Consider the following 20624-nt stretch of genomic DNA (forward strand, 5'->3'; position numbering starts at 1 on the left):
TAATATTATTTATTTAAACTCTCGGAAGCACGCCTTTCTAATTCGGCTTGAAACTCTTCCATAACAGGTTTAACAGTACTGTCTGGAATATCGGCAACTTTAATATACATTAATCCATCTACAGCATTGTTAAATTTAGGATCTACGTTAAAGGCAACCAATCGTGCATTTTGTTTTACATATTTCTTAATTAATACAGGAATACGTAAAGCTCCAGGTTCAATTTCGTCAATAATTTTATCAAACTTTTGCATATCAGCTTTAGTAGCATCAAAAACAAAATCTTTATCGGCATCTTTCAGACTTACCTTGAATTCTTTTTTAGGATGTATGTATTGAGCTACATACGGATCGTAGTAATGAGATTTCATGAATTCAATCATTAACGATTTTGAAAATTCTGAAAACTGATTACTAATACTTACTCCACCCATTAAGTATTTATACTTAGGGTAACGTAAAGTAACATGAACAATACCTTTCCATAAAAGGAATAAAGGCATTGGTTTTTGCTGATACTTTTTTGATATAAAAGCTCTACCTAATTCAATAGTACTCTGCATCATTGAATATAATTCAGGTTCTATTCTAAACAAGGTGTGGATATAAAATCCGTTGATTTCATATTTCTTAAAAATATCTTTTCCAAGTCCCATTCTATAGGCACCTACCAATTCATTTTGCACATTATCCCACAGGAATAAGTGGTGGTAATATCTATCAAATTTATCTAAATCAATAGCTTTGTTAGTACCTTCTCCAACATCTCTAAAGGTAATTTCACGCAATCTTCCTATTTCATGTAAAACATTCGGAATTTCTTTCGCGTTAGCAAAAAAGACTTCGTAGTTTTTACTTTGTAATAGTCTACTTCCTTTGTCTCTTAACTCATCAACTTCTTTAATGAAAAGAGCAGAAGATTTTTGAGAAGTAACTTTCTTTGCCTTTTTAGGTATTTTAAGGTTTTGGGTTGATAAAATCTTTTGAGGTGTTTTCTCAAAAGGATTCGCCAACATGTATGTTTTTTTACGTAAGAATTGGTAAAAATCAGGAATTTCAGGATAAGTATCTTGATCTTTTACTGAAATAGGTTTACCGATTCTAACTTTAATTACTCGGCTTTTTTGTGAAAGTAATTCCGATGGTAATTTGGCAGTACGTAAAGTGTCGCTAATTTTAGATAAGAAATAAAATAACTGACTATTCTTAGCGTGGAAATAAATAGGAATTACTGGTACTTTAGCTTTTTTAATTAAACGTACAGCTCCTTCTTCCCATTCTTTGTCAACCATTAATTTACCATCTCGGTACGTAGAAACTTCTCCTGCTGGAAAAATCCCTAAAGGTTTTCCTTCACGCAAGTGTAATAATGCATTTTTAATACCAGCAACACTCGATTTTGCATCCTTATGATTTTCAAAAGGATTTACCGGCATTACATAAGGCTTTAAAGGCTCAATTCTATGCAGTAAAAAATTGGCTATAATTTTATAGTCGGCTCTGTGTTCAACCAATAATTTAAGCAATAAAATTCCATCTATACCTCCTAATGGGTGATTAGAAATGGTAATAAAAGGACCTTCTTTAGGAATACGTTTTAAATCTTCTTCAGGAATTTCAAATTCAATTTGAAATTCATTTAAAAGTCCATTTAAAAAAGGTAAATCCTTCTTATGCTTATGTTTATTATAAATTTTATTGGCCGTAGAAATACGCAAAATTTTCATTAAAAGCCAACCAGAAAACGTTCCAAACGCTCCCAGTTTATCGACTCCTATTGCCTTTGCAACTTCTTTTGGTGTTACTAATCCCATACACAGATATCAATTCGACGTAATTGCAAATATAACGGAAATTTGCGAGCTTTAATAGCTTTTATTCGATGACCAATTGAGCTGTTTCTGTATTGATTTGACGTATAATAGCTTTACCTCTTTTTTGTATGGTTTTTATTGCTGCATCATTGAAATGACGAATGGTATAAAGCGTTACATTTTTGTATGATTTAATATTGAAATTTGTTTGTAAATCATTGTAAAAAGCATCGAAACGATCGTATTTATCTTCTATACAAACAGAAAAACTAATGGCTGAATTTTGAATTAAATTTACCTTCAATTTATATTCATGTAATTTTTTAAATACATCGCTTATATTGTGTTCAACCATAAAAGAAAAGTCTTTAGCAGAAATTGAAGCTAGAATTTGATTTTTCTTTACGATAAAACAAGGTACTTCAGGTGTTATTTTTTTACCTCTTCCTACACAAGTTCCGTCTTTAGTAATATCCTTAAACGAACGAACAAATAATGGTATGTTTTTTTGTTCTAAAGGCTGAATTGTTTTTGGGTGTATTACAGAAGCTCCATAGAAAGCCATTTCTATCGCTTCGGTATATGATATTTCATGCAATAACTCCGTTTCAGTAAATACTCTAGGATCTGCGTTTAACACTCCGTCAACATCTTTCCAAATAGATACATTTTCAGCGTCTAAACAATAAGCAAAAATACCAGCAGTGTAATCGGATCCCTCTCTTCCTAAGGTTGTAGTATCTTTTCCATTACTACCTAGAAAACCTTGTGTTATATTGAGTTGAGAAGTATTTACATTTTCACTGATTTTCTTTTCAGTTAGTTCCCAATCAATTTTTGCATCCCTAAAATTAGAATTGGTTTGTATATAATCTCTTACATCCAACCATTGGTTGTTTACTCCAATTTTAGTTAAATAAGCACTTACAATATTTGTAGATATAAGTTCTCCAAACCCTACTATTTGATCGTAAACATAATTATAATCAGTTGAGGTGTTTTGAGCCATAAAACCACTTAACTCACCAAATAAAAGATTTACTTTATTAGTAATATCATTATTTTCTTCAAATAAATCATCTATGATTTCTTGGTGGTAGTTTACTACAAAATCTATTGAGTTTTGTAAGCCATCTTTTTTATAAAAATAGTTGTTTATAATTTCTTCAAATGCATTGGTCATTTTACCCATTGCAGAGATAACAACTAAAAGATTTTCAGTTCCTTCGTGTTGTAAAACACGAGCTACATTTCTTACGCTTTCTGCATCTTTAACAGATGCTCCTCCAAACTTAAATATTCTCATTGTAAAATTCTCTTAAGTTATCTTCACTCATATGGCATACTCTCCACTCATCATAAACAGTTGCACCAGTGCTTTTATAAAAATTAACAGCACCAAGGTTCCAGTCTAATACTTCCCAAGCAACTCTTTTAAAGTTGTTTTCATGAGCGTATTTCATAATTGAAGTGTACAAAGCTTTACCAGCTCCGATTCCTCTTTTAGATGCTGTTACCATTAAATCCTCTAAATGAATAGCTTTACCTTTCCAAGTTGAATAGCGTTCATAAAATAATGCCATTCCTATAATTTTCCCATCTGCTTCTTCAGCAACAAAAGTTTTAAATTTAGGATTATCTGAAAAACCATCACGTAATAAATCGTCAACAGTAACTTTTACTGCATCTGGCTCTTTTTCAAAAACAGCTAATTCGATAATTAAATTTAATATAGCTTGAGCATCTTTACGCTCTCCGGACCTAATTATAAAACTCATGGTAAAATTTTTGTGTAAAGATACTTCTTAAAAAACTACTCAAAAACAAATAGAAAATTAAAACACATCATTTTAAATTGTTGAATTTTTCATAAACTATCTAAAAGTATAAAACGTAACCAATAAGGTTGCGTTTCTTTATTTTAAGTGTATTTTAATTTTAAGATTACATTGATAGTTAGGGAATGTAAAAAAATAGTTGTTTCTTTATATAAGAGTACTAGCTTAGGTTTATTGATTGCTAGTGTTCTAAAAAAATATAAAACGAAATCGTTGTAGTAACCCCAAAAAGGTAGCATCTTTGTACGGAACATACGCAACACACAAAAATTTGAGATGAATAACAAACACATGACCCTTGGCGAGTATATTATTGATAACCAAAATCATTTTAAATACTCTTCTGGAGAGCTTTCTCGTTTAATAAACTCGATAAGATTAGCGGCAAAAGTAGTAAACCACGAAATTAGAAAAGCAGGTTTGGTTGATATTACTGGAGCTTCAGGGGATATAAATGTACAAGGGGAAACTCAGCAAAAATTAGATGTTTTAGCAAACGATTTATTTAAACAAACTCTTATTAATAGAGAAATAGTTTGTGGAATCGGGAGCGAAGAAGAAGACGATTATATTGTTGTTGAAGGAAAGAATAAAGGAAACGATAACAAATATGTATTGTTAATGGATCCTTTAGATGGATCGTCGAATATTGATGTAAATGTATCTGTAGGTACTATCTTCTCTATATATAGAAGAGTGTCTCCAGAAGGAACACCTGTAACTAAAGAAGATTTTTTACAAAAAGGATCAGAGCAAGTAGCAGCTGGTTATGTTGCTTATGGAACTTCTACAATTTTAGTGTTTACAACAGGTAATGGAGTAAGTGGATTTACATTAAATCCAGCTATCGGAACTTTCTATTTATCACATCCTAATATTAAAATTCCTGAGCAGGGATCTATATATTCTATAAACGAAGGAAACTATGTACATTTTCCTCAAGGAGTAAAAGAATATTTAAAATACTGCCAAGAGGAAAAGGAAAACAGACCTTATACTTCTAGATATATTGGTTCATTGGTTTCAGATTTCCATAGAAATATGTTAAAAGGAGGTATTTATATGTACCCAACAAGTACTATTGGACCTAAAGGAAAATTACGTTTGTTATATGAATGTAATCCAATGGCATTTTTAGCAGAACAAGCAGGAGGTAAAGCAACTGATGGTTACAGAAGAATTTTAGATTTAGAGCCAACCGAATTACACCAAAGAGTTCCTTTTTTCTGTGGAAGTACCAACATGGTAGAAAAAGCGGAAGAATTTATGGCTAAGTATCCAGAAGATGCGAACTACTAAGAGAGATGAATAACGTTAAGCTATTTTTATTTTTTTGTGTTGTTACTGCAATAGTATTTTCATCATGCAGTACACTTAAAAAAGCAACCGTTTTTCAAAATTCAAAAGAGGCTACTGAGAAACCATATGTTATTTTAATTTCATTGGATGGATTTCGTTGGGATTACGTAAAACGCTTTTCTCCACCAAATCTTTCAAAATTTATTAAAAATGGTGTTAAGGCAAACTCTTTAGTACCATCTTTTCCATCTAAAACATTTCCAAATCATTATACTATAGCTACAGGAATGTATCCTGAAAATCATGGGCTTTTAGGAAATAGTTTTTACAGTCATGAAAACGATGCTTTTTACAGTATTAGAGACAGAGAAAAAGTTGAAAACGGAAAGTTTTATGGAGGAACACCTATTTGGGTTTTAGCAAATAATAGCAATATGGTAACTGCTAGTTACTTTTTTGTAGGAAGCGAAGCAGATATTCAAGGAGTAAAGCCAACCTATTATTTTCCTTACAAAGGGAGTACTCCGAATATTGATAGGGTAAACCAAGTAATTGATTGGTTAAAAATGCCTTCAGAAAAAAGACCACATTTAATTACCATGTATTTTTCAGATATGGATGATACTGGTCATGAGTTTGGACCTAATAATGATGAAGCAATCAAAGGAGGTTTATATCCGTTAGATAATGTACTGGGAGAATTGTTTAATAAAATAAAGGAGTTAAACCTTCCAATCAATATTGTTATTGTATCTGACCATGGAATGTTAGAAGTAAAAACTGATAAGTTTATTTCTATAGATGAAATAAAAAATGATGAGTTATTCTCGGTAGTGAACAATGGAACTATTGTAAATATACATCCTAAGAATCCGAAAAAATTAGAAGAAATATATACATATTTAACTTCCAAAAAAGGACCTTTTAAAGTTTATAAAACTGCTGATGCACCACATTTTGAATATGTGCCTAAAAATAAAAACTGGGGACCTTTTCAAGTAGTTCCTAATGAAGGATATTATTTTACCTATCGAAAGAAGAGTAAAATGTCCAAAGAAGTATATGTTACAGGACAACATGGGTTTAATCCAGAAATAAAAGAAATGCACGGTATTTTTTATGCAAACGGGCCGGCTTTTAAAAAAGGATATACCACAGAATCAGTCAAAAACATTCATGTTTATCCTTTACTGTGTAAAATACTTGGTTTAACACCACCAAAAAATGTTGATGGAGATATAGAGAAGTTAAAAAGTGTTTTAAAAGAATAGAATTGATATAACTTATAGTTAAATAAATTTTCAATAAGGCAAACGGTTGTTTGCCTTATTTTTTTGAGTTAAATTTACAATCGGAAAAACGAAATTTTAAACTATTAAAAAACAAATAATTATGGCTTTTGAATTACCAGAATTAGGATATGCTTACGATGCATTAGAACCACATATAGATGCAAGAACGATGGAAATTCACCATGGTAAGCACCATAACGGATATACAACTAAGTTAAACGCTGCTATTGAAGGAACTGATTTAGAAGGAAAGTCTATTGAAGATATTTTAACAAACTTAGATATGAGCAACGGAGCTGTTCGTAATAATGGAGGTGGATTTTACAACCACTCTTTATTCTGGACAGTAATGAACCCAGAAGATAGAGGATATTTATCAGGAGAATTAAAAGACGCTATCGAAGCTGAGTTTGGTTCTAAAGAAGCTTTTATCGATGCTTTTTCTAAGGCTGCTGCAACACAGTTTGGTTCAGGATGGGCTTGGTTATGTGTTCACAAAGGAGGAAAAGTAGAAGTATGTTCTACTCCAAACCAAGACAACCCATTAATGCCAGGTGTAACTTGTGGTGGAACTCCAATCTTAGGATTAGATGTTTGGGAGCACGCTTACTACTTAAACTACCAAAACCGTCGTCCTGATTATATTGATGCTTTCTTTAAAGTAATCAACTGGAACGAGGTTGAAAGAAGATATGCTGAAGCTAAATAATAACAAAGTTATTAGCTAACATATAAATTAAAACCCGCTATTAGCGGGTTTTTTTATGCTTATACTTTTTGAAAACGTAAGCTTTTAATTCTTTCTTCAAAAGATGTTTCTTCTACTGGTAAAACTACACTTTCAAATAAGTTTAATAAATCTTCAGAGTGCTTTTCAGAAGCTAACTGTATTAGGTTAAAATAAGCAAAAGAGCTCCATAAAACGGCTTTCAATTCAGTTTTAGCCTCGTTCCACATACGGATTTCAACTAACAATTTTCTATCTCCGTAATTAATTAATTGAGATTCAATAGTAACTGTTTCCATTAGAGTAGCTGGTTTCAAATAAGAAATTTGATGAGAAGCTACTACCCAGCTTTTTCCTTTGCTTTTTCCATGTGCATAGATGTCTAGGTTATAATTCTCAATTAGCTGATCTTCTCTAGCGTTGATAAGATAATTAAAATACGAAGCATTGTTTAAATGATTAAAAGGATCGCAGTCTTGAAACCTTATTTTTGTTTTGCTCTCTAAAATTTTTGGTAATTCCATAGTAAATAAGTTTAAATATACCAATTGGTATATTTTTAGTTAAAAAAATAGTTATAGTTGTAAATCTTGTTGTATAATCTGTTTCATGGTTAATGATAAATCTGTAAGAAAACTAGGGTCTTTCATTATATATGACATGTATACAGCACCTTCAATCATATAAAAAAAACGTTTTGCATAAGTAGCATTATCTATAGTAGGTTTAATTTCATTAGCTTGCTTTCCAGCTTCGATTAATAAAGAAAATTGCTCTAAAATTCGAGTATTATAAGAACGAACTAAATTAGAAATAGCCGTATTCTGATTATTAGAATCTACTCCAATGTTTAAAATAGGGCAACCTCCAAATTGTTTACTATAGTTGTAATAGTTTTCGTAAAAAGAAGCAATGTTATATAGCCTTTCTATAGGAGAAGCGTCTTTATTAATATGTGCATTTAAATCTTTTAAAACATTTCTTACAGAAAAACGAAAAGCTTCAATGGCTAGCTCTTCTTTGTTTTCAAAATGACCATAAATAGCACCTTTTGTTAAACCAGTGGCTTGAGTTATTTTTGATAAACTCATTGCAGAATATCCATTCTTGTTGAATATTGGAGCAACCGTTTCAATAATAAAAGCTTTTGTTTTCTCTGATTTAGACACAATAGTACTAGATTAAAGTGTAAATATATGAAAAATATACCAATCGGTATTTTTTATGATAAAAAACAACTCCTTATTATGAGGAGTTGTCAATTTTATATCTCTAAAGCTTGTGATAAATCAGCTAATAAATCGTCAATATCTTCTATTCCAATACTTAAACGAATTAATGAATTCGTAATTCCTAATTTTAAACGTTCAGCTTCTGGTATCGATGCATGTGTCATTGTTATAGGATGACTTACCAAACTTTCTACACCTCCTAAAGATTCAGCAAGCGTGAAAATTTTAGTGTTTTCTAAAAAAGAAAGCGCTGCTTCTTTACTTTCATCTTTTAAACGGAAAGAAACCATTCCACCAAAATCATCCATTTGCTTTTTAGCAATTTCATGATTTGGATGGCTTTCTAAACCTGGGTAATAAACATCGCTTACCTTTGGATGTGCATTCAAAAATTCAGCAACAGCTTTTCCATTTTCACAATGACGCTGCATACGCAAGTGTAAAGTTTTAACACCTCTTAAGGCTAAGAACGAATCCATTGGTCCAGCAATAGCGCCGGCTGCGAACTGTATAAAATGTAACTCTTTGGCAAGTTCAGCATCTTTTACCATCAAAGCACCCATAACAAGATCTGAATGACCTCCTAAGTATTTTGTTGCCGAATGCATTACAATATCTACTCCTAAATCTAAAGGACGTTGTAAATAAGGTGTTGCAAAAGTATTATCAACACCAATTAAAATACTGGTGTTTTTTGTTTTTACAGCTTTGGTAATTGCTGCAATATCTGCAATTTTCATTAACGGATTGGTTGGTGTCTCAATCCATATTAATTTGGTGTTGTTAGAAATAGCATTGGTTACATTAGCTATTTCATCCATGTTTACAAACTGAAAATTTAACCCGTAGTTTTTAAATAGTCTCATAAACATACGGTAAGTACCACCATAAATATCGTCACCAGCAATAACTTCATCACCAGGTTTTAAAGTTCTTAAAACACAGTCAATAGCAGCTAATCCTGATGCAAACGCAAAGCCATGTGTTCCGTTTTCTAAAGCCGCAAACGAATTTTCTAATGCAGTTCTCGTTGGATTTGCACCTCTAGAATATTCATAACCTTTATGTACTCCTGGACTAGCTTGTGCATATGTTGAGGTTTGAAAAATAGGTGTCATCACAGCACCGGTAGACTCCTCATGCTTTTGACCTCCATGTATGGCTTTGGTGTTAAATTTCATGCGTTGCTTAGTTTTATACCAACTTAGTTAAAGCCATGATATTACCTAAATGAATACCTTCATGTAAATTATTAAAGGCAATAGCACTTTCAATAGAATCTAAAACAAACCCAGTACTTGTTTCGTAAGTAGTATAGCTTGTAAAAATTCCAGCTTCAAAATCTTCTTTTAAAGTATCTGGTAAACCAATTAATAAATCTTTTACTTCATCAAATTCTTCTTCAGTAAATGTTTCCGTTGGAAAAGTACCTTTTCTGTATTTTTCAATTAATTCATCTGAAGCTAAACAGTTTAATCCAGATAACTTATAATGTAATAATTGTTGAGTTACTACTAAATGAGCTACATTCCAAGCAATATTGTTTTTAAATCCTTCTGGAATTTTATGTAATTGCTCACTTGATAAACCTTCTATTTTTTTTAAAACTAATTCTCTTGATTTTTTTAAAACTTCAAATTGTTTGTTCATTTTTCTACTTATTTTAGCTAGCTCAAAGATAATTATTTACCCATGAAGAAAGTTTATTTTTTACAAACTTGTGATACTTGCCGTAGAATTTTAAAAGAAGTAAATATTGACGGTTTTGAAAAGCAAGAAATAAAAACCAACGCCATAACTGTTGAGCAATTAGAAGAAATGCGAAAATTGACGGATAGTTATGAGAGTTTATTTAATAAAAGAGCAAAGTTGTACAAGGAAAGAGATTTAAAAAATCAGAACTTAACGGAAACTGATTATCGTCAATTTATTTTAGAAGAGTACACGTTTTTAAAGCGTCCAGTTTTTATAGTAGACAATGAAATTTTTATAGGAAATAGTAAAAAAGTAGTAGAAGCTTTAAAGGAAAGAGTGAATTAAGACTTTTTTAAAAGAATAAATAAACATTAAAAACTGCCTTAGTAATGAGGTGGTTTTTTATTTTTAGAAAAAATATTAATATGAAAAATACTTTATGGATTAGCTTGATTTTTCTCGTTTTTCTTTCGTGTAAAAAGGAGAACTCAGAGGTAAAAACTTTAATATTCTCTAACGATGCCAGTACTAAGATTTTTAACGAAGAAATTAATGAAATAAAACGGTTTTTTAAAAATAAAAGAGAAGAACAACAAGTGCTTTACTATGAGTATTATGATAAAATAATAATGCTTGAAAAAGAAATGAATGTATATTCAAAATTAGAAAGTATTGAGTCGAAAAAAGAATTTCTACAAAAATTTAAAGATAATCTGGAGAAAAACTATGGTGTTAAAGGAGTTGTGTTTAATAGTTTGAAAATGAATGTGAAATCAGATGCTTTAACATTTAATTCAGTTGCTAATAATGATATAAGCAGAACTTTATATTCTTTTTATAAGACAATGTATGTATATTCTCCTGCAAAAGAAGGACTTTAAGATATATGAGACGAGATAGTTTTTAGTTTGATTACAAAATGAGTTTAATGAAAAAATTAAAAAGTTTATTAATTGTTTTTGTTTTAAGTACAATTACTTATTTGTTTTTTAATCCAATACTTGTTTTTATCAATGTGGAAAATGAATCATATTCAACTAAAAAAGAATATGAAAAAGGAGATATAATTAAAGTTTTAGATAATTGTAATTTTGAAGAAGGAAATTGGGTAGTATATCTTATAATTAACAAAGATGATTCTGATAATATTGATGTGAGAATTCCTAAAGGTAAAATATTAAAAACTGAGGATGTAGAATTACTAAAAAGTATGAAGAATAATTGGTTGTTTAAATATACAGGGGGAGATTTAGCAACGGTTCAGAGTCAAATAAGATTTTATAAAGATGATGTGCTTATGTTTTCTAGTAATATAGTATTAGATAAAGAGTTTAAGGCATTACAAAACAGTGATTTTGGTGCTGTATATCCAATAGAAGAAAATATTATGATAAAATATTGTATGCGGTTTGAAAGAGTGTTTTTACCTTTTGTTTTACTGTAATATGAAGAGTTGTTTTCTGTTAGTTAAAAAAAAATGAATAGAATAATAAGATATTTAGTGTACTTGATAGTGTTTTGCTTAATATCAGTATTTGTAAAATATCTTTTTGCAATAATAAAAAGACAAAATGTAGAGAGTATAGATTATATATTGAGTGCTGGTTTTGGCTTTGTGATGTGGTTATATTATTTGTTTTCTGGGAAATTAAAAGAATCAGAAAAGAAGAAAGACTAAATAAAATATCTTTAACCATAAGCTTTTGAAACTCTTCTTATCGGAAGAATAAACAAAGCTTCGAGTGAAGAATATTTTGTCACTAGTGAAAGAAGTATTTTGCTTATAAGCAAAGTGTTTTGGTAGGTCTAATGATACTAAAAGAATAACGAGGGTTATAATCTATTTATAACCCTCGTTGTTTTGTTTAAATAATTACCGTTATGGTATTTATATAAATATAGTTATTCAAAGTAGTTGCTGTACTTTAAAGAAATAAAAGTACTTACGTTTGCTTTTATCTAGAAGCTACTTTGTTTTTAGAAGAGGCTAATAAGCTAGCTAATTCGTCTTTTGTAATTTTAGTCTTAATACCTAATAATACTAATTTATCGCTATCGCCACTAGCTCTTACAATAATCTCTCTTACATATCCCTTCTTTTCTAAGAATAAAATTTCAGCTTTACCGTCTTTATCCTTAGCTCTAACCAAAGTTTTCAAACTGTTTTTTCTAGAAAAACGTCTAAAATCTTTTGAAACATCATTGTTGTTATTATTAAATATCATAACCTTAAAGTCGCTCGATTGCTCTAAAAGATTTTTTAATTCTTTATTATCAGTATCATCTAAAAAAGAACCAGCAAAAGAGCTAGATAAGTTTATAGAAAAAGCAGATTTGTCTTTATGACTCTTGTAAAATTGTTTGAACTTAGCTTCTTGTGCAGATAAGCTTACTAAGAAAAAGCAAAATAATGCTGTTAAAATTCGTTTCATAATGGTTTGTTTTAGTTTTACAAGGGAGACGACCAGCTTTAAAATTTGTTACAATAAAAATAATTTTAGAAAATTATAGCGCTAATTTTTATTAGATTCAAACTATTGATAATGAGTTGGAAACTTGTAACAAAAAGAAGTGTTTATAGTCTTAACTATAAACCTTGTCCATGGCTAAAAAAATTATTTTTGCAATTGTATTATTCTCCGTTATTTACCTTTTTACCTATAGAATTTATCATTCATGGTTAAATAAAAAATTTGAACCAAAAGATGTTTATATTTTAAAATGGATGTATAAGGTTGTTGTTGTATTTGCATTCTTTTCGTTTTTGTGGGCTCCTTATAGTATTAGTAGTTCAGTAGTATTTATTTTTAAGTTAAGTTCTATAGCATCCATCTTTTTTATAGCGACTCGCCTTGGCGCTAAAACCTTTTTTAAACAGGAAACAGTACCGCTAAAAAATAGAGAGGACACTATAAAAAAAGAAAAACCATCAGAAGAAATCTACAAAAAAGCATCTTGGTTAAAAGAACAGATGGTAGTAAACCAGTTTTATCTAAACCCTGATCTAACATTAAAATCTTTGGCAGAGAATCTAAATATGACTCCGCATGTTCTATCAAAAGTAATTAATGATGGATTGAATAAGAATTTCTCTGATTTTGTAAATGAATATCGTGTAGAAGCAGTAATAGAAAAAATGCGTAATAAAAAATACAATCACATAACACTGTTAGGTTTGTCTTTTGAATGTGGTTTTAATTCAAAAACAACTTTTAATAGAGTATTTAAAAATATAAAAGGGGTTACTCCTTTAGCTTATAAAAAATCAATAAAAAACACTTCAGAACAACTTAAAATAAGTGCCATTTTATAGTTTGGAGCTATTGCTGTCTTGTGTGAATATATGTTTGTTGAAAATTTAAATTAAAAACATGAGATTGAATTATTACTTAGTGCTTATTGTTTGTTTACTCATTTCTAACAATACGATAAGCTTCGCACAAAAAAAATCAGAAAAAATAGCAACAGGAAAATTATTTTTCTCCAAAATTGACTTTCAGAAAAGTAAAATAGCTTCAAAAAATTACACTAACAGTTTCACTTTATATAAGGATAAATATTTGAATGTTCATTTTAGATTAGATAAACCTCTTATTGAAAGTCTTAAATCGTTAGCTCCTAATTTAACAGATGATCAATTGCTAAATAAAGGAAACTTTCAGTTTTCAATTATAGTAGATGGAAAAAAGGTACATACTGAGAATTTAAACAAAGGAGCAGGAACAGTTGATTTTAAAACTAAAAAAAGAAAACACTTTATTCCATTAATATATCCAGAACAAATTGATTTTTGGGGTTGGTTTATGTGGATGAAATTCATGAAATTAAGTGGAGGACAGGATGTGTTGGTAGGAAATAAGCACTCTTTAATTGTTGAGGTTCGACCTTATATAAAAACAGATATATTAAAAGTGGGTCCTGTATTAGCTAAAGGAAATATTACCGTTGAGGTGGCTAAAATTCCTGTAGATGAAAGTTTGATTCCTGTTCAAAAAATACAATCGAATAGTGGATGGGAATTATCAAAAAGTACTTTTAATGAAAAAAAGATAGAAGATTTAAATAGAAAAATAGCAGAAAAAAGGTTTGAAGATATTAATGGTATTATAGTTATAAAAGACAATAAGTTATTAATAGAAGAATATTTTAATGGAGCAACTAGAAATAACTTGCATAATGCAAGGTCGGTAGGAAAATCATTTGCTTCTACTGTATTAGGAATAGCTATTAAAGAAAACTATATACTAAGTGAAAATGTATTGTTGAAAGACTTTTATGATTTACAAACGTTTGAAAATTATAGTAAAAAGAAAGACTCGGTAACCTTAAAATCTCTCTTAACAATGAGTTCAGGATTTGTTGGAGATGATAGTGATTATAATAGTATAGGGAACGAAGAAAAGATGTATCCTACAAATAATTGGGTTAAATTCTCACTTGATTTACCTATGGAGAAGGAAAAAAGGATAGGGAAAGATTTTTCTTATTTTACAGCAGGAGTCGTTGTTTTGGGAGATGTTATTCATAAATCGGTACCAAAAGGATTGGTGTCTTATGCTGAAGAAAAATTATTTAAACCATTAAATATAACTAACTATAAATGGCAATACACTCCACAAAAAGTAGGAAATACAGCTGGAGGAATACAACTAAGAGCTATTGATTTTGCAAAGTATGGTCAGTTATATAAGAATAAAGGAATGTGGAATGGTGAACAGATTCTAACCAAAGAATGGGTAGATAAAAGTTTATCAAAACAAGTTAGCCACATTAATGCAGGGATAGAAAGCGGTTACTATGGTTATCTTTTTTGGAATAAAGAATACAAAGTAGAAGGCAAGAGTTACGAGGTTTCTTTTTGTAGTGGTAGAGGAGGGAATAAGGTTTTTATTTTTAAAGACATTCCATTTGTGGTAGTTATAACTTCTTCGGCGTATAATAACCCTATTGCTCACCTTAATGCAGATAAGATTATAAAGGAATATATACTGCCTGCGGTAATTGAAAAGGAGTAAGAAAGATTAAAATATGTTGTATAAAAAAAGACTTAACATTATCTGTTAAGTCTTTTCAGTTGGCCTACAAGGACTCGAACCTTGAATATCGGTACCAAAAACCGGTGTGTTACCATTACACCATAGGCCAATTGCGTGATTGCGGATGCAAATTTACATACTTTTTTCGTTTACACAAAACTTTTTTTGATTTTTTTTCTTTAACAGAAAATTATCTGGTTTGCATCACTACAAATATAATCAAAATTATATTTTTGCTAGAAACAAAAACAGACTAGTTATTAGTACATTCGCAATAACTTTATTAAAAATCTATGGACGAATTTAACTACAAAAAATGGAACACAATTTTAGGTTGGGTTACATTTGCAGTGGCATTAATCACTTATACTTTAACATTAGAACCTACCGTGAGCTCATGGGATTGTGGTGAATATATCTCTACAGCAGTAAAATTAGAAGTAGGGCATCCACCTGGAGCACCTTTATTTCAAATGCTAGGAGCTTTCTTTGCAATGTTTAGCAACGACCCTAGTCAGTGGGCGATGATGGTAAACTTTATGTCGGGCTTAGCAAGTGCATTTACTATTTTGTTTATGTTTTGGACTATAACTGACTTGGCTAAGAAAATGGCCGCTAGAAATGGTGAGTTTAGTAAAAGTGCAGCTATAGCTGTTTTAGGAAGTGGAGTAGTTGGAGCTTTAGCATATACGTTCTCAGATAGTTTTTGGTTTAGTGCAGTTGAAGGTGAAGTATACGCAATGTCATCATTTTTAATGGCGCTGTTATTTTGGTTAGGATTACGTTGGGAAAGTGAAATTAATACACCAAGAGGTAATAAATGGCTAGTATTAATAAGTTTTGTTGTAGGACTTTCGTTTGGAGTACATATATTATCATTATTAGTAATACCATCAATAGTATTATTATACTTCTTTAAAACCTATAAAGATATCAATGTAAAAACTACAGCAATAGCAACGGTAGTTTCGATATTGGTATTGGCATTTGTATTTAAGTTTTTATTTCCATTCACACTTAAGTTTTTTAGTGTGTCAGAACTTTTCTTTATCAATCAAATAGGATTACCGTATAATTCAGGAACTATTATAGCTGGAATAGTATTAATAGCATTGTTCTATTTTGGATTAAACTATACTCGTAAAAAAGGTTTAGTAACAGGAAATACTTTAGTATTGTCGATATTATTTATCATGATTGGTTTTTCATCATGGTTAATGTTACCAATACGTGCAAACGCAGATACAGTAATTAATGAGAACAATCCCTCAAGTGCGAGAGAGTTGTTAGCGTATTATAATCGTGAACAGTATGGAGATGCAAATGTGTTTTATGATAAATACTATTCTGTATCTTATGATAGAGAATTAGATTCAGAAAAACCATATAAAGACGATAAGCCTAAATACGAAAAGAAGGACGGGAAATATGTAATTGTAAATAAATATAAAAATATATTACCAAACTACTCAAGTAAACACAAAGGGTTTATACCAAGGATGGTAGCTCCTGGTTCGGAACAGCATTATAAAAGAATAGCAGGAATACCTGCAAGAAGTAAAAGACGCCCAACCTTTTTAGAAAACATAAAGTTTATGATCGATTACCAGTTCGGTTATATGTATGGACGTTATTTTATGTGGAATTTTGTAGGTCGTCAAAACGATATACAAGGACATCTAGATATAGAGTCAGGAAATTGGTTAAGTGGTATTAATTTTATTGATGAAGCTCGTTTAGGTTCGCAAAAAAACTTACCAGATGATGTAAAGAATAATAAAGGGCGTAATACCTATTTCTTTTTACCATTAATTTTAGGATTTATAGGATTATTATATCAAGCAAAAAAAGACAAAAAGAATCTGTATACACTAGCAATGTTTTTTGCATTCACAGGGTTTGCAATTATATTTTATACCAATCCAAAACCATTTGAACCAAGAGAAAGAGATTATGCGGTAGTAGGTTCGTTTTATGTATTTGCTATTTGGATAGGGTTTGGAGTGTTAGCGCTGTATGAATATTTTAAGAACTATGCGAATAAAAGAACAGTAGCTATAGCGGTATCAGTAGTTTCGTTATTAGCGGTGCCAGTATTAATGGGAGCTCAAAACTGGGATGACCATGATAGAGCAGACAGGTACATTGCACAGTTAAATGCACAAACCTATTTAGAAAGTTGTGACCCAAATGCAATTATATTTACTATTGGAGATAACGATACATTCCCATTATGGTATATGCAACAGGTAGAAGGTATTCGACCAGATATTAAGATTGTAAATACAAGTCTTTTTCAAACAGATTGGTATATAGATCAAATGAAAAAGAAAACTTATGATGCAGATCCAATACCATCAAAATTAACACACGACCAATATAAATATGGAACTTTAGATGTGGCGTACTATTATGAGATACCTCAATTAAAAGATTCAATTTGGACCATCGATACCTTTATGCGTTGGATTTCTAGTGATAGTGATAGAACGTATTTAGAAACAGGTGAAGATTCTAAAGAGAAGTTTTATCCAGTATATAGAATTCGAATTCCAGTAAATAAAGAAAATGTATTAAAAACTGGATTAGTAGCTCAAAAGGATGCTGATAAGATTTTACCTTACATTGATATATCTGTTGATAGACAAGGGTTGACAAAGAATAGAATTTTAATGTTAGATATTTTAAATAATTTCGATTGGAAACGCCCTATTTATTTTACAGGAGGAGCAAATGCCGATGAAGAGTATATTTGGTTAAAAGATTATTTACAGCTAGATGGAATGGCGTATAAACTAGTGCCTATTAAAACACCAAACAAAGGAAAGTCTATGTTTGATATGGGACGCATTGATCCAGAAAAAATGTATGCGAATGTTAAAAAATGGGATTGGAAAACCATTAATAATGGTAAGATCTATTTAGATGAGCAAAGTAAGCGTAATGCAATATCAATTAGAAACAACTTAATGCGATTATCAGAAGAGTTTATGAAACAAGGAGACTCGGTAAGAGCAAAAGATGTATTGGATTTATCATTGTACAAAATGCCAATTAAAGATTTTGATCATTACAGTATTTCTTTAGGGTATCCTGAGTTGTATTACCGCATGGGAGATATTGATAAAGCTAGAGAAACATCAGAAACATTAACTGAAATTTTCCAACAAAAATTAAAGTATTACAATACGTTTAGTTATGAAGACTTAAATTTAGTGAAAGAGAATATAGAAACGTATTTGTATATGTATCAAAATGTAATGCAACAAATTATGCGTTATGATGATACAGAATATGGTAAAAAAGCGCTTAAAGATTATTTAGTTCATGAAGGTTTGTTTAATCCATCATCAACAGAAGAAAATGAGCGATTTATGCAACAATTAGATTCTATAAAACCTTAAATTTAATGAGGTTGTATTTTATAAAAACACCACGTATACTTAAAAAGATATTTTCTAAGTATACGTGGTGTTTCTCTTCCAATAAAAAAGAAATTTATCTAACTTTTGATGATGGGCCTATCCCTGAGGTTACAGAGTTTGTGTTAGATGAATTGCAAAGATATAATGCAAAAGCAACCTTTTTTTGTATCGGTGATAATATTAGAAAGCATCCAATAGTTTTTTCAAGAATAGTAAAAGAAGGGCACTCGGTAGGGAATCACACATTTAATCATTTAAATGGTTGGAAAACCAATCAAGAAGATTATATAAAAAATATAAAACTTTGTGAAGAGATTATTAATAGTGAAACTTCTAAAATAAAGGAGTCTAACGAAACAAAACTGTTTAGGCCTCCATATGGTAAGATAAAAGGAGGACAAGCAAGAGAATTGCTTAAAAAAGGGTATAAGGTTATAATGTGGGATGTCCTTTCCGCAGATTTTGACACCTCAGTAACCAAAGAAGAATGCTTAAAAAACGTGTTAGATAATGCTGAAAAAGGAAGTGTTATCGTTTTTCATGATAGTATAAAAGCAAGTGGCAGGCTGTATTATGTTCTTCCAAAGTTTTTAGAAGAATATACAAAAAAGGGGTATGAATTTAAGGCTATACTTTAAACGTACTGTTGTACTAAACCAATTAAAGTGTTAGCATCTTGCTCGCCAGTTTGACGCCATTTCATTTCGCCATCTTTATAAATCATAAAAGTAGGGTTTCCTTTTACACGTAAGGCATCAGCAAGAATTTCATTCTTTTTAATGTCTATTTTAATTACTTTAGCTTTATCTCCTAAAGCAGCAGCGACATCACGAAGCGTATCTAAGCTAGGTTCTACCTCGCTCCAATCTGTATAAAAATCAATTAAAACAGGTTTGTCAATACTTATAATTTCACCAAACTTTGTCATTTCTATAAAGTTTTATATAAAAAATTTATCAAAATTACCGATTTTTTTTTAAATAGATATTAACATTTGTTTAAATTCCTTTAAAATCAGGCTTTTTTTAGCTCAATTACGGTAATTTCGGGCCAAATCCCTACTCTTCCAGGAAAAGCATGGTATCCAAAACCTCTGTTTACGTTAATATAGCGCCCAAATTCCTCATATAAACCAGCCCATTGCTTGTAAACATACTTGGCGGGACTCCATTTGATAAATCCTGGGATTTCTATACCAAATTGTAAACCATGAGTGTGCCCGCTTAAGGTTAACTGGTAATTGAAATCGTCTTTTTTAACTTTATATTCCCAGTGACTAGGGTCGTGACTCATTAATACTTTAAAATCGTCTTTATTAATTCCTTCAGAAGCCTTTTGTAAGTCGCCAGCTTGATTGAAACCTTTTCCCCAGTTTTCTACGCCAACTAAAGCTATTTTCTCACCGTCCTTTTCAAGATATCTATTTTCATTTAGTAATAATTCAAAACCAATTTTAGGGTGAATTCCTTTAATGGCATTAAAATTAGCTTCTTTATCTTCATCGCTTTTCCATTTCGAATAATCGCCATAATCATGGTTTCCTAGGATAGAATATTTTCCCGAAGGAGCTTCTAATTGTTTGAAAGTGTCAATCCAGTTATCCATCTCAGTAGCAAAATTGTTTACAATATCACCAGTAAATAAAATTACATCTGATTTTTGCTCATTGATTAAATCAACACCATATTGAATTTCTTCTTTATTAGTAAAACTACCTGAATGAATATCGGTAATTTGAGTAATTGTAAAACCATCAAAAGCATCAGGTAAATCACTAAATTTTAATTGATACTTAAGTACTTTATAATTGTATTTACCTTTAAAAATTCCATAAAGTAAACTTGCAAAAGGAATGGCAGCAATACCTAAAGCTAATTTGGCAATAAAACTTCTTCTTCCAGCCAATTCTTTAGTGTCATTTGAGGAAAAATATGAGATGGCTTTTTGAATCCATCTAACCAAATCTTCTCCTAACATAAACAATAAAATAAATAATTTAGGAACTAAAGCTAGTAGTAAAAAACCAAATGCCCATTGAAATTGCTTAGTTTGACCAGAGCTTCTATCAGAAGTAAAAATTACATAAAAGAAGTTGATGTAAGCTAAAACTCCAAAGAGTAACCATCCGTATCGAATAAACTTACTTTTAGTTACTGTTTTGATTGCTTGAAAAGCATAAGTTTCAAGTAAGATAATAAGTAACGAAATGATAATGATTGTTATAAGCCAACGAGACATATTTATGTTTTTTTAAGTCGAACAAAGA

At 30.4% G+C, this 20624-nt stretch carries 21 protein-coding genes and 1 tRNA gene; 11 read left to right on the top strand and 11 right to left on the bottom strand.

Annotated features, from left to right (window positions below; genetic code table 11):
• Nucleotides 1–5 precede the first annotated feature (5 nt).
• The 3 genes from Q0958_RS03425 to Q0958_RS03435 all read right to left on the bottom strand — a co-directional run bounded on the left by Q0958_RS03425 (nucleotide 6) and on the right by Q0958_RS03435 (nucleotide 3592).
• Nucleotides 6–1814: a lysophospholipid acyltransferase family protein gene (locus Q0958_RS03425; protein ID WP_272150935.1), complete on the bottom strand. Its 1809-nt coding sequence runs from the start codon at nucleotides 1812–1814 to the stop codon at nucleotides 6–8.
• A 61-nt stretch (nucleotides 1815–1875) separates the two neighbouring features.
• Entirely contained in the window at nucleotides 1876–3120 is a 1245-nt protein-coding gene (locus Q0958_RS03430) for an aspartate kinase (protein ID WP_299119625.1), read from the bottom strand.
• Nucleotides 3107–3592, bottom strand: a complete 486-nt coding sequence (locus Q0958_RS03435) for a GNAT family N-acetyltransferase (protein WP_299119628.1) — start codon at nucleotides 3590–3592, stop codon at nucleotides 3107–3109. The genes Q0958_RS03430 and Q0958_RS03435 overlap by 14 nt, the downstream gene beginning before the upstream one ends.
• A 336-nt stretch (nucleotides 3593–3928) precedes the next feature.
• Between Q0958_RS03435 and fbp the strand changes: the two genes are divergently transcribed.
• From fbp to Q0958_RS03450, 3 genes are all read left to right on the top strand, one after another.
• Nucleotides 3929–4951 (top strand): class 1 fructose-bisphosphatase, encoded by a 1023-nt coding sequence (fbp, locus tag Q0958_RS03440; protein ID WP_150897962.1) that lies wholly within the window; start codon nucleotides 3929–3931, stop codon nucleotides 4949–4951.
• 5 nt (nucleotides 4952–4956) lie between these two features.
• Nucleotides 4957–6222: an ectonucleotide pyrophosphatase/phosphodiesterase gene (locus Q0958_RS03445; RefSeq protein WP_299119632.1), complete on the top strand. Its 1266-nt coding sequence runs from the start codon at nucleotides 4957–4959 to the stop codon at nucleotides 6220–6222.
• Nucleotides 6223–6343: 121 nt separating this feature from the next.
• Nucleotides 6344–6952 (top strand): superoxide dismutase, encoded by a 609-nt coding sequence (locus Q0958_RS03450; protein ID WP_150897961.1) that lies wholly within the window; start codon nucleotides 6344–6346, stop codon nucleotides 6950–6952.
• Nucleotides 6953–7011: 59 nt separating this feature from the next.
• Here the strand turns inward: Q0958_RS03450 and Q0958_RS03455 are convergent, their stop codons facing one another.
• The 4 genes from Q0958_RS03455 to Q0958_RS03470 all read right to left on the bottom strand — a co-directional run bounded on the left by Q0958_RS03455 (nucleotide 7012) and on the right by Q0958_RS03470 (nucleotide 9852).
• The gene (locus tag Q0958_RS03455) at nucleotides 7012–7494 is read right to left on the bottom strand and encodes an acyl-CoA thioesterase (RefSeq protein WP_299119635.1); all 483 of its coding nucleotides are present in this window, start codon (nucleotides 7492–7494) and stop codon (nucleotides 7012–7014) included.
• Nucleotides 7495–7545: 51 nt separating this feature from the next.
• Nucleotides 7546–8139 (bottom strand): TetR/AcrR family transcriptional regulator, encoded by a 594-nt coding sequence (locus tag Q0958_RS03460; protein WP_299119638.1) that lies wholly within the window; start codon nucleotides 8137–8139, stop codon nucleotides 7546–7548.
• Between the two features lie 95 nt (nucleotides 8140–8234).
• On the bottom strand, nucleotides 8235–9383 hold the full coding sequence (locus tag Q0958_RS03465) for a cystathionine gamma-synthase (RefSeq protein WP_299119640.1): 1149 nt from the start codon (nucleotides 9381–9383) through the stop codon (nucleotides 8235–8237).
• 13 nt (nucleotides 9384–9396) lie between these two features.
• Entirely contained in the window at nucleotides 9397–9852 is a 456-nt protein-coding gene (locus Q0958_RS03470) for a DinB family protein (protein WP_272150925.1), read from the bottom strand.
• Between the two features lie 42 nt (nucleotides 9853–9894).
• Here Q0958_RS03470 and Q0958_RS03475 point away from each other — a divergent pair, with 42 nt between their 5' ends.
• The 4 genes from Q0958_RS03475 to Q0958_RS03490 all read left to right on the top strand — a co-directional run bounded on the left by Q0958_RS03475 (nucleotide 9895) and on the right by Q0958_RS03490 (nucleotide 11575).
• The gene (locus Q0958_RS03475) at nucleotides 9895–10242 is read left to right on the top strand and encodes an ArsC/Spx/MgsR family protein (RefSeq protein ID WP_235274578.1); all 348 of its coding nucleotides are present in this window, start codon (nucleotides 9895–9897) and stop codon (nucleotides 10240–10242) included.
• An 80-nt stretch (nucleotides 10243–10322) separates the two neighbouring features.
• On the top strand, nucleotides 10323–10778 hold the full coding sequence (locus Q0958_RS03480) for a hypothetical protein (RefSeq protein ID WP_299119647.1): 456 nt from the start codon (nucleotides 10323–10325) through the stop codon (nucleotides 10776–10778).
• A 47-nt stretch (nucleotides 10779–10825) separates the two neighbouring features.
• Nucleotides 10826–11341: a hypothetical protein gene (locus tag Q0958_RS03485; protein WP_299119649.1), complete on the top strand. Its 516-nt coding sequence runs from the start codon at nucleotides 10826–10828 to the stop codon at nucleotides 11339–11341.
• A gap of 33 nt (nucleotides 11342–11374) precedes the next feature.
• Complete coding sequence (locus Q0958_RS03490; protein WP_299119652.1) at nucleotides 11375–11575, top strand: hypothetical protein; 201 nt, start codon at nucleotides 11375–11377, stop codon at nucleotides 11573–11575.
• A 277-nt stretch (nucleotides 11576–11852) separates the two neighbouring features.
• Here the strand turns inward: Q0958_RS03490 and Q0958_RS03495 are convergent, their stop codons facing one another.
• The gene (locus Q0958_RS03495; RefSeq protein ID WP_299119653.1) at nucleotides 11853–12329 is read right to left on the bottom strand and encodes a DUF4252 domain-containing protein; all 477 of its coding nucleotides are present in this window, start codon (nucleotides 12327–12329) and stop codon (nucleotides 11853–11855) included.
• Between the two features lie 170 nt (nucleotides 12330–12499).
• Here Q0958_RS03495 and Q0958_RS03500 point away from each other — a divergent pair, with 170 nt between their 5' ends.
• The gene (locus tag Q0958_RS03500) at nucleotides 12500–13210 is read left to right on the top strand and encodes an AraC family transcriptional regulator (RefSeq protein ID WP_299119655.1); all 711 of its coding nucleotides are present in this window, start codon (nucleotides 12500–12502) and stop codon (nucleotides 13208–13210) included.
• A gap of 58 nt (nucleotides 13211–13268) precedes the next feature.
• Nucleotides 13269–14912 (top strand): serine hydrolase, encoded by a 1644-nt coding sequence (locus Q0958_RS03505; RefSeq protein ID WP_299119657.1) that lies wholly within the window; start codon nucleotides 13269–13271, stop codon nucleotides 14910–14912.
• 59 nt (nucleotides 14913–14971) lie between these two features.
• Here Q0958_RS03505 and Q0958_RS03510 read toward each other — a convergent pair.
• Nucleotides 14972–15042: transfer RNA gene (locus Q0958_RS03510), tRNA-Gln, on the bottom strand.
• Between the two features lie 184 nt (nucleotides 15043–15226).
• Between Q0958_RS03510 and Q0958_RS03515 the strand changes: the two genes are divergently transcribed.
• A complete protein-coding gene (locus Q0958_RS03515) occupies nucleotides 15227–18337 on the top strand; it encodes a DUF2723 domain-containing protein (RefSeq protein WP_299119659.1) in 3111 nt (1036 codons plus the stop codon).
• Nucleotides 18338–18342: 5 nt separating this feature from the next.
• Nucleotides 18343–18996, top strand: a complete 654-nt coding sequence (locus Q0958_RS03520; protein ID WP_299119662.1) for a polysaccharide deacetylase family protein — start codon at nucleotides 18343–18345, stop codon at nucleotides 18994–18996.
• Here the strand turns inward: Q0958_RS03520 and Q0958_RS03525 are convergent.
• On the bottom strand, nucleotides 18993–19286 hold the full coding sequence (locus Q0958_RS03525; protein WP_299119665.1) for a thioredoxin family protein: 294 nt from the start codon (nucleotides 19284–19286) through the stop codon (nucleotides 18993–18995). The two genes, Q0958_RS03520 and Q0958_RS03525, sit on opposite strands and share 4 nt — an antisense overlap.
• 86 nt (nucleotides 19287–19372) lie before the next feature.
• On the bottom strand, nucleotides 19373–20596 hold the full coding sequence (locus Q0958_RS03530) for a metallophosphoesterase (RefSeq protein ID WP_299119667.1): 1224 nt from the start codon (nucleotides 20594–20596) through the stop codon (nucleotides 19373–19375).
• Nucleotides 20597–20624: the final 28 nt, after the last annotated feature.

Source organism: uncultured Tenacibaculum sp., from assembly GCF_947499065.1.
GTDB lineage: Bacteria > Bacteroidota > Bacteroidia > Flavobacteriales > Flavobacteriaceae > Polaribacter.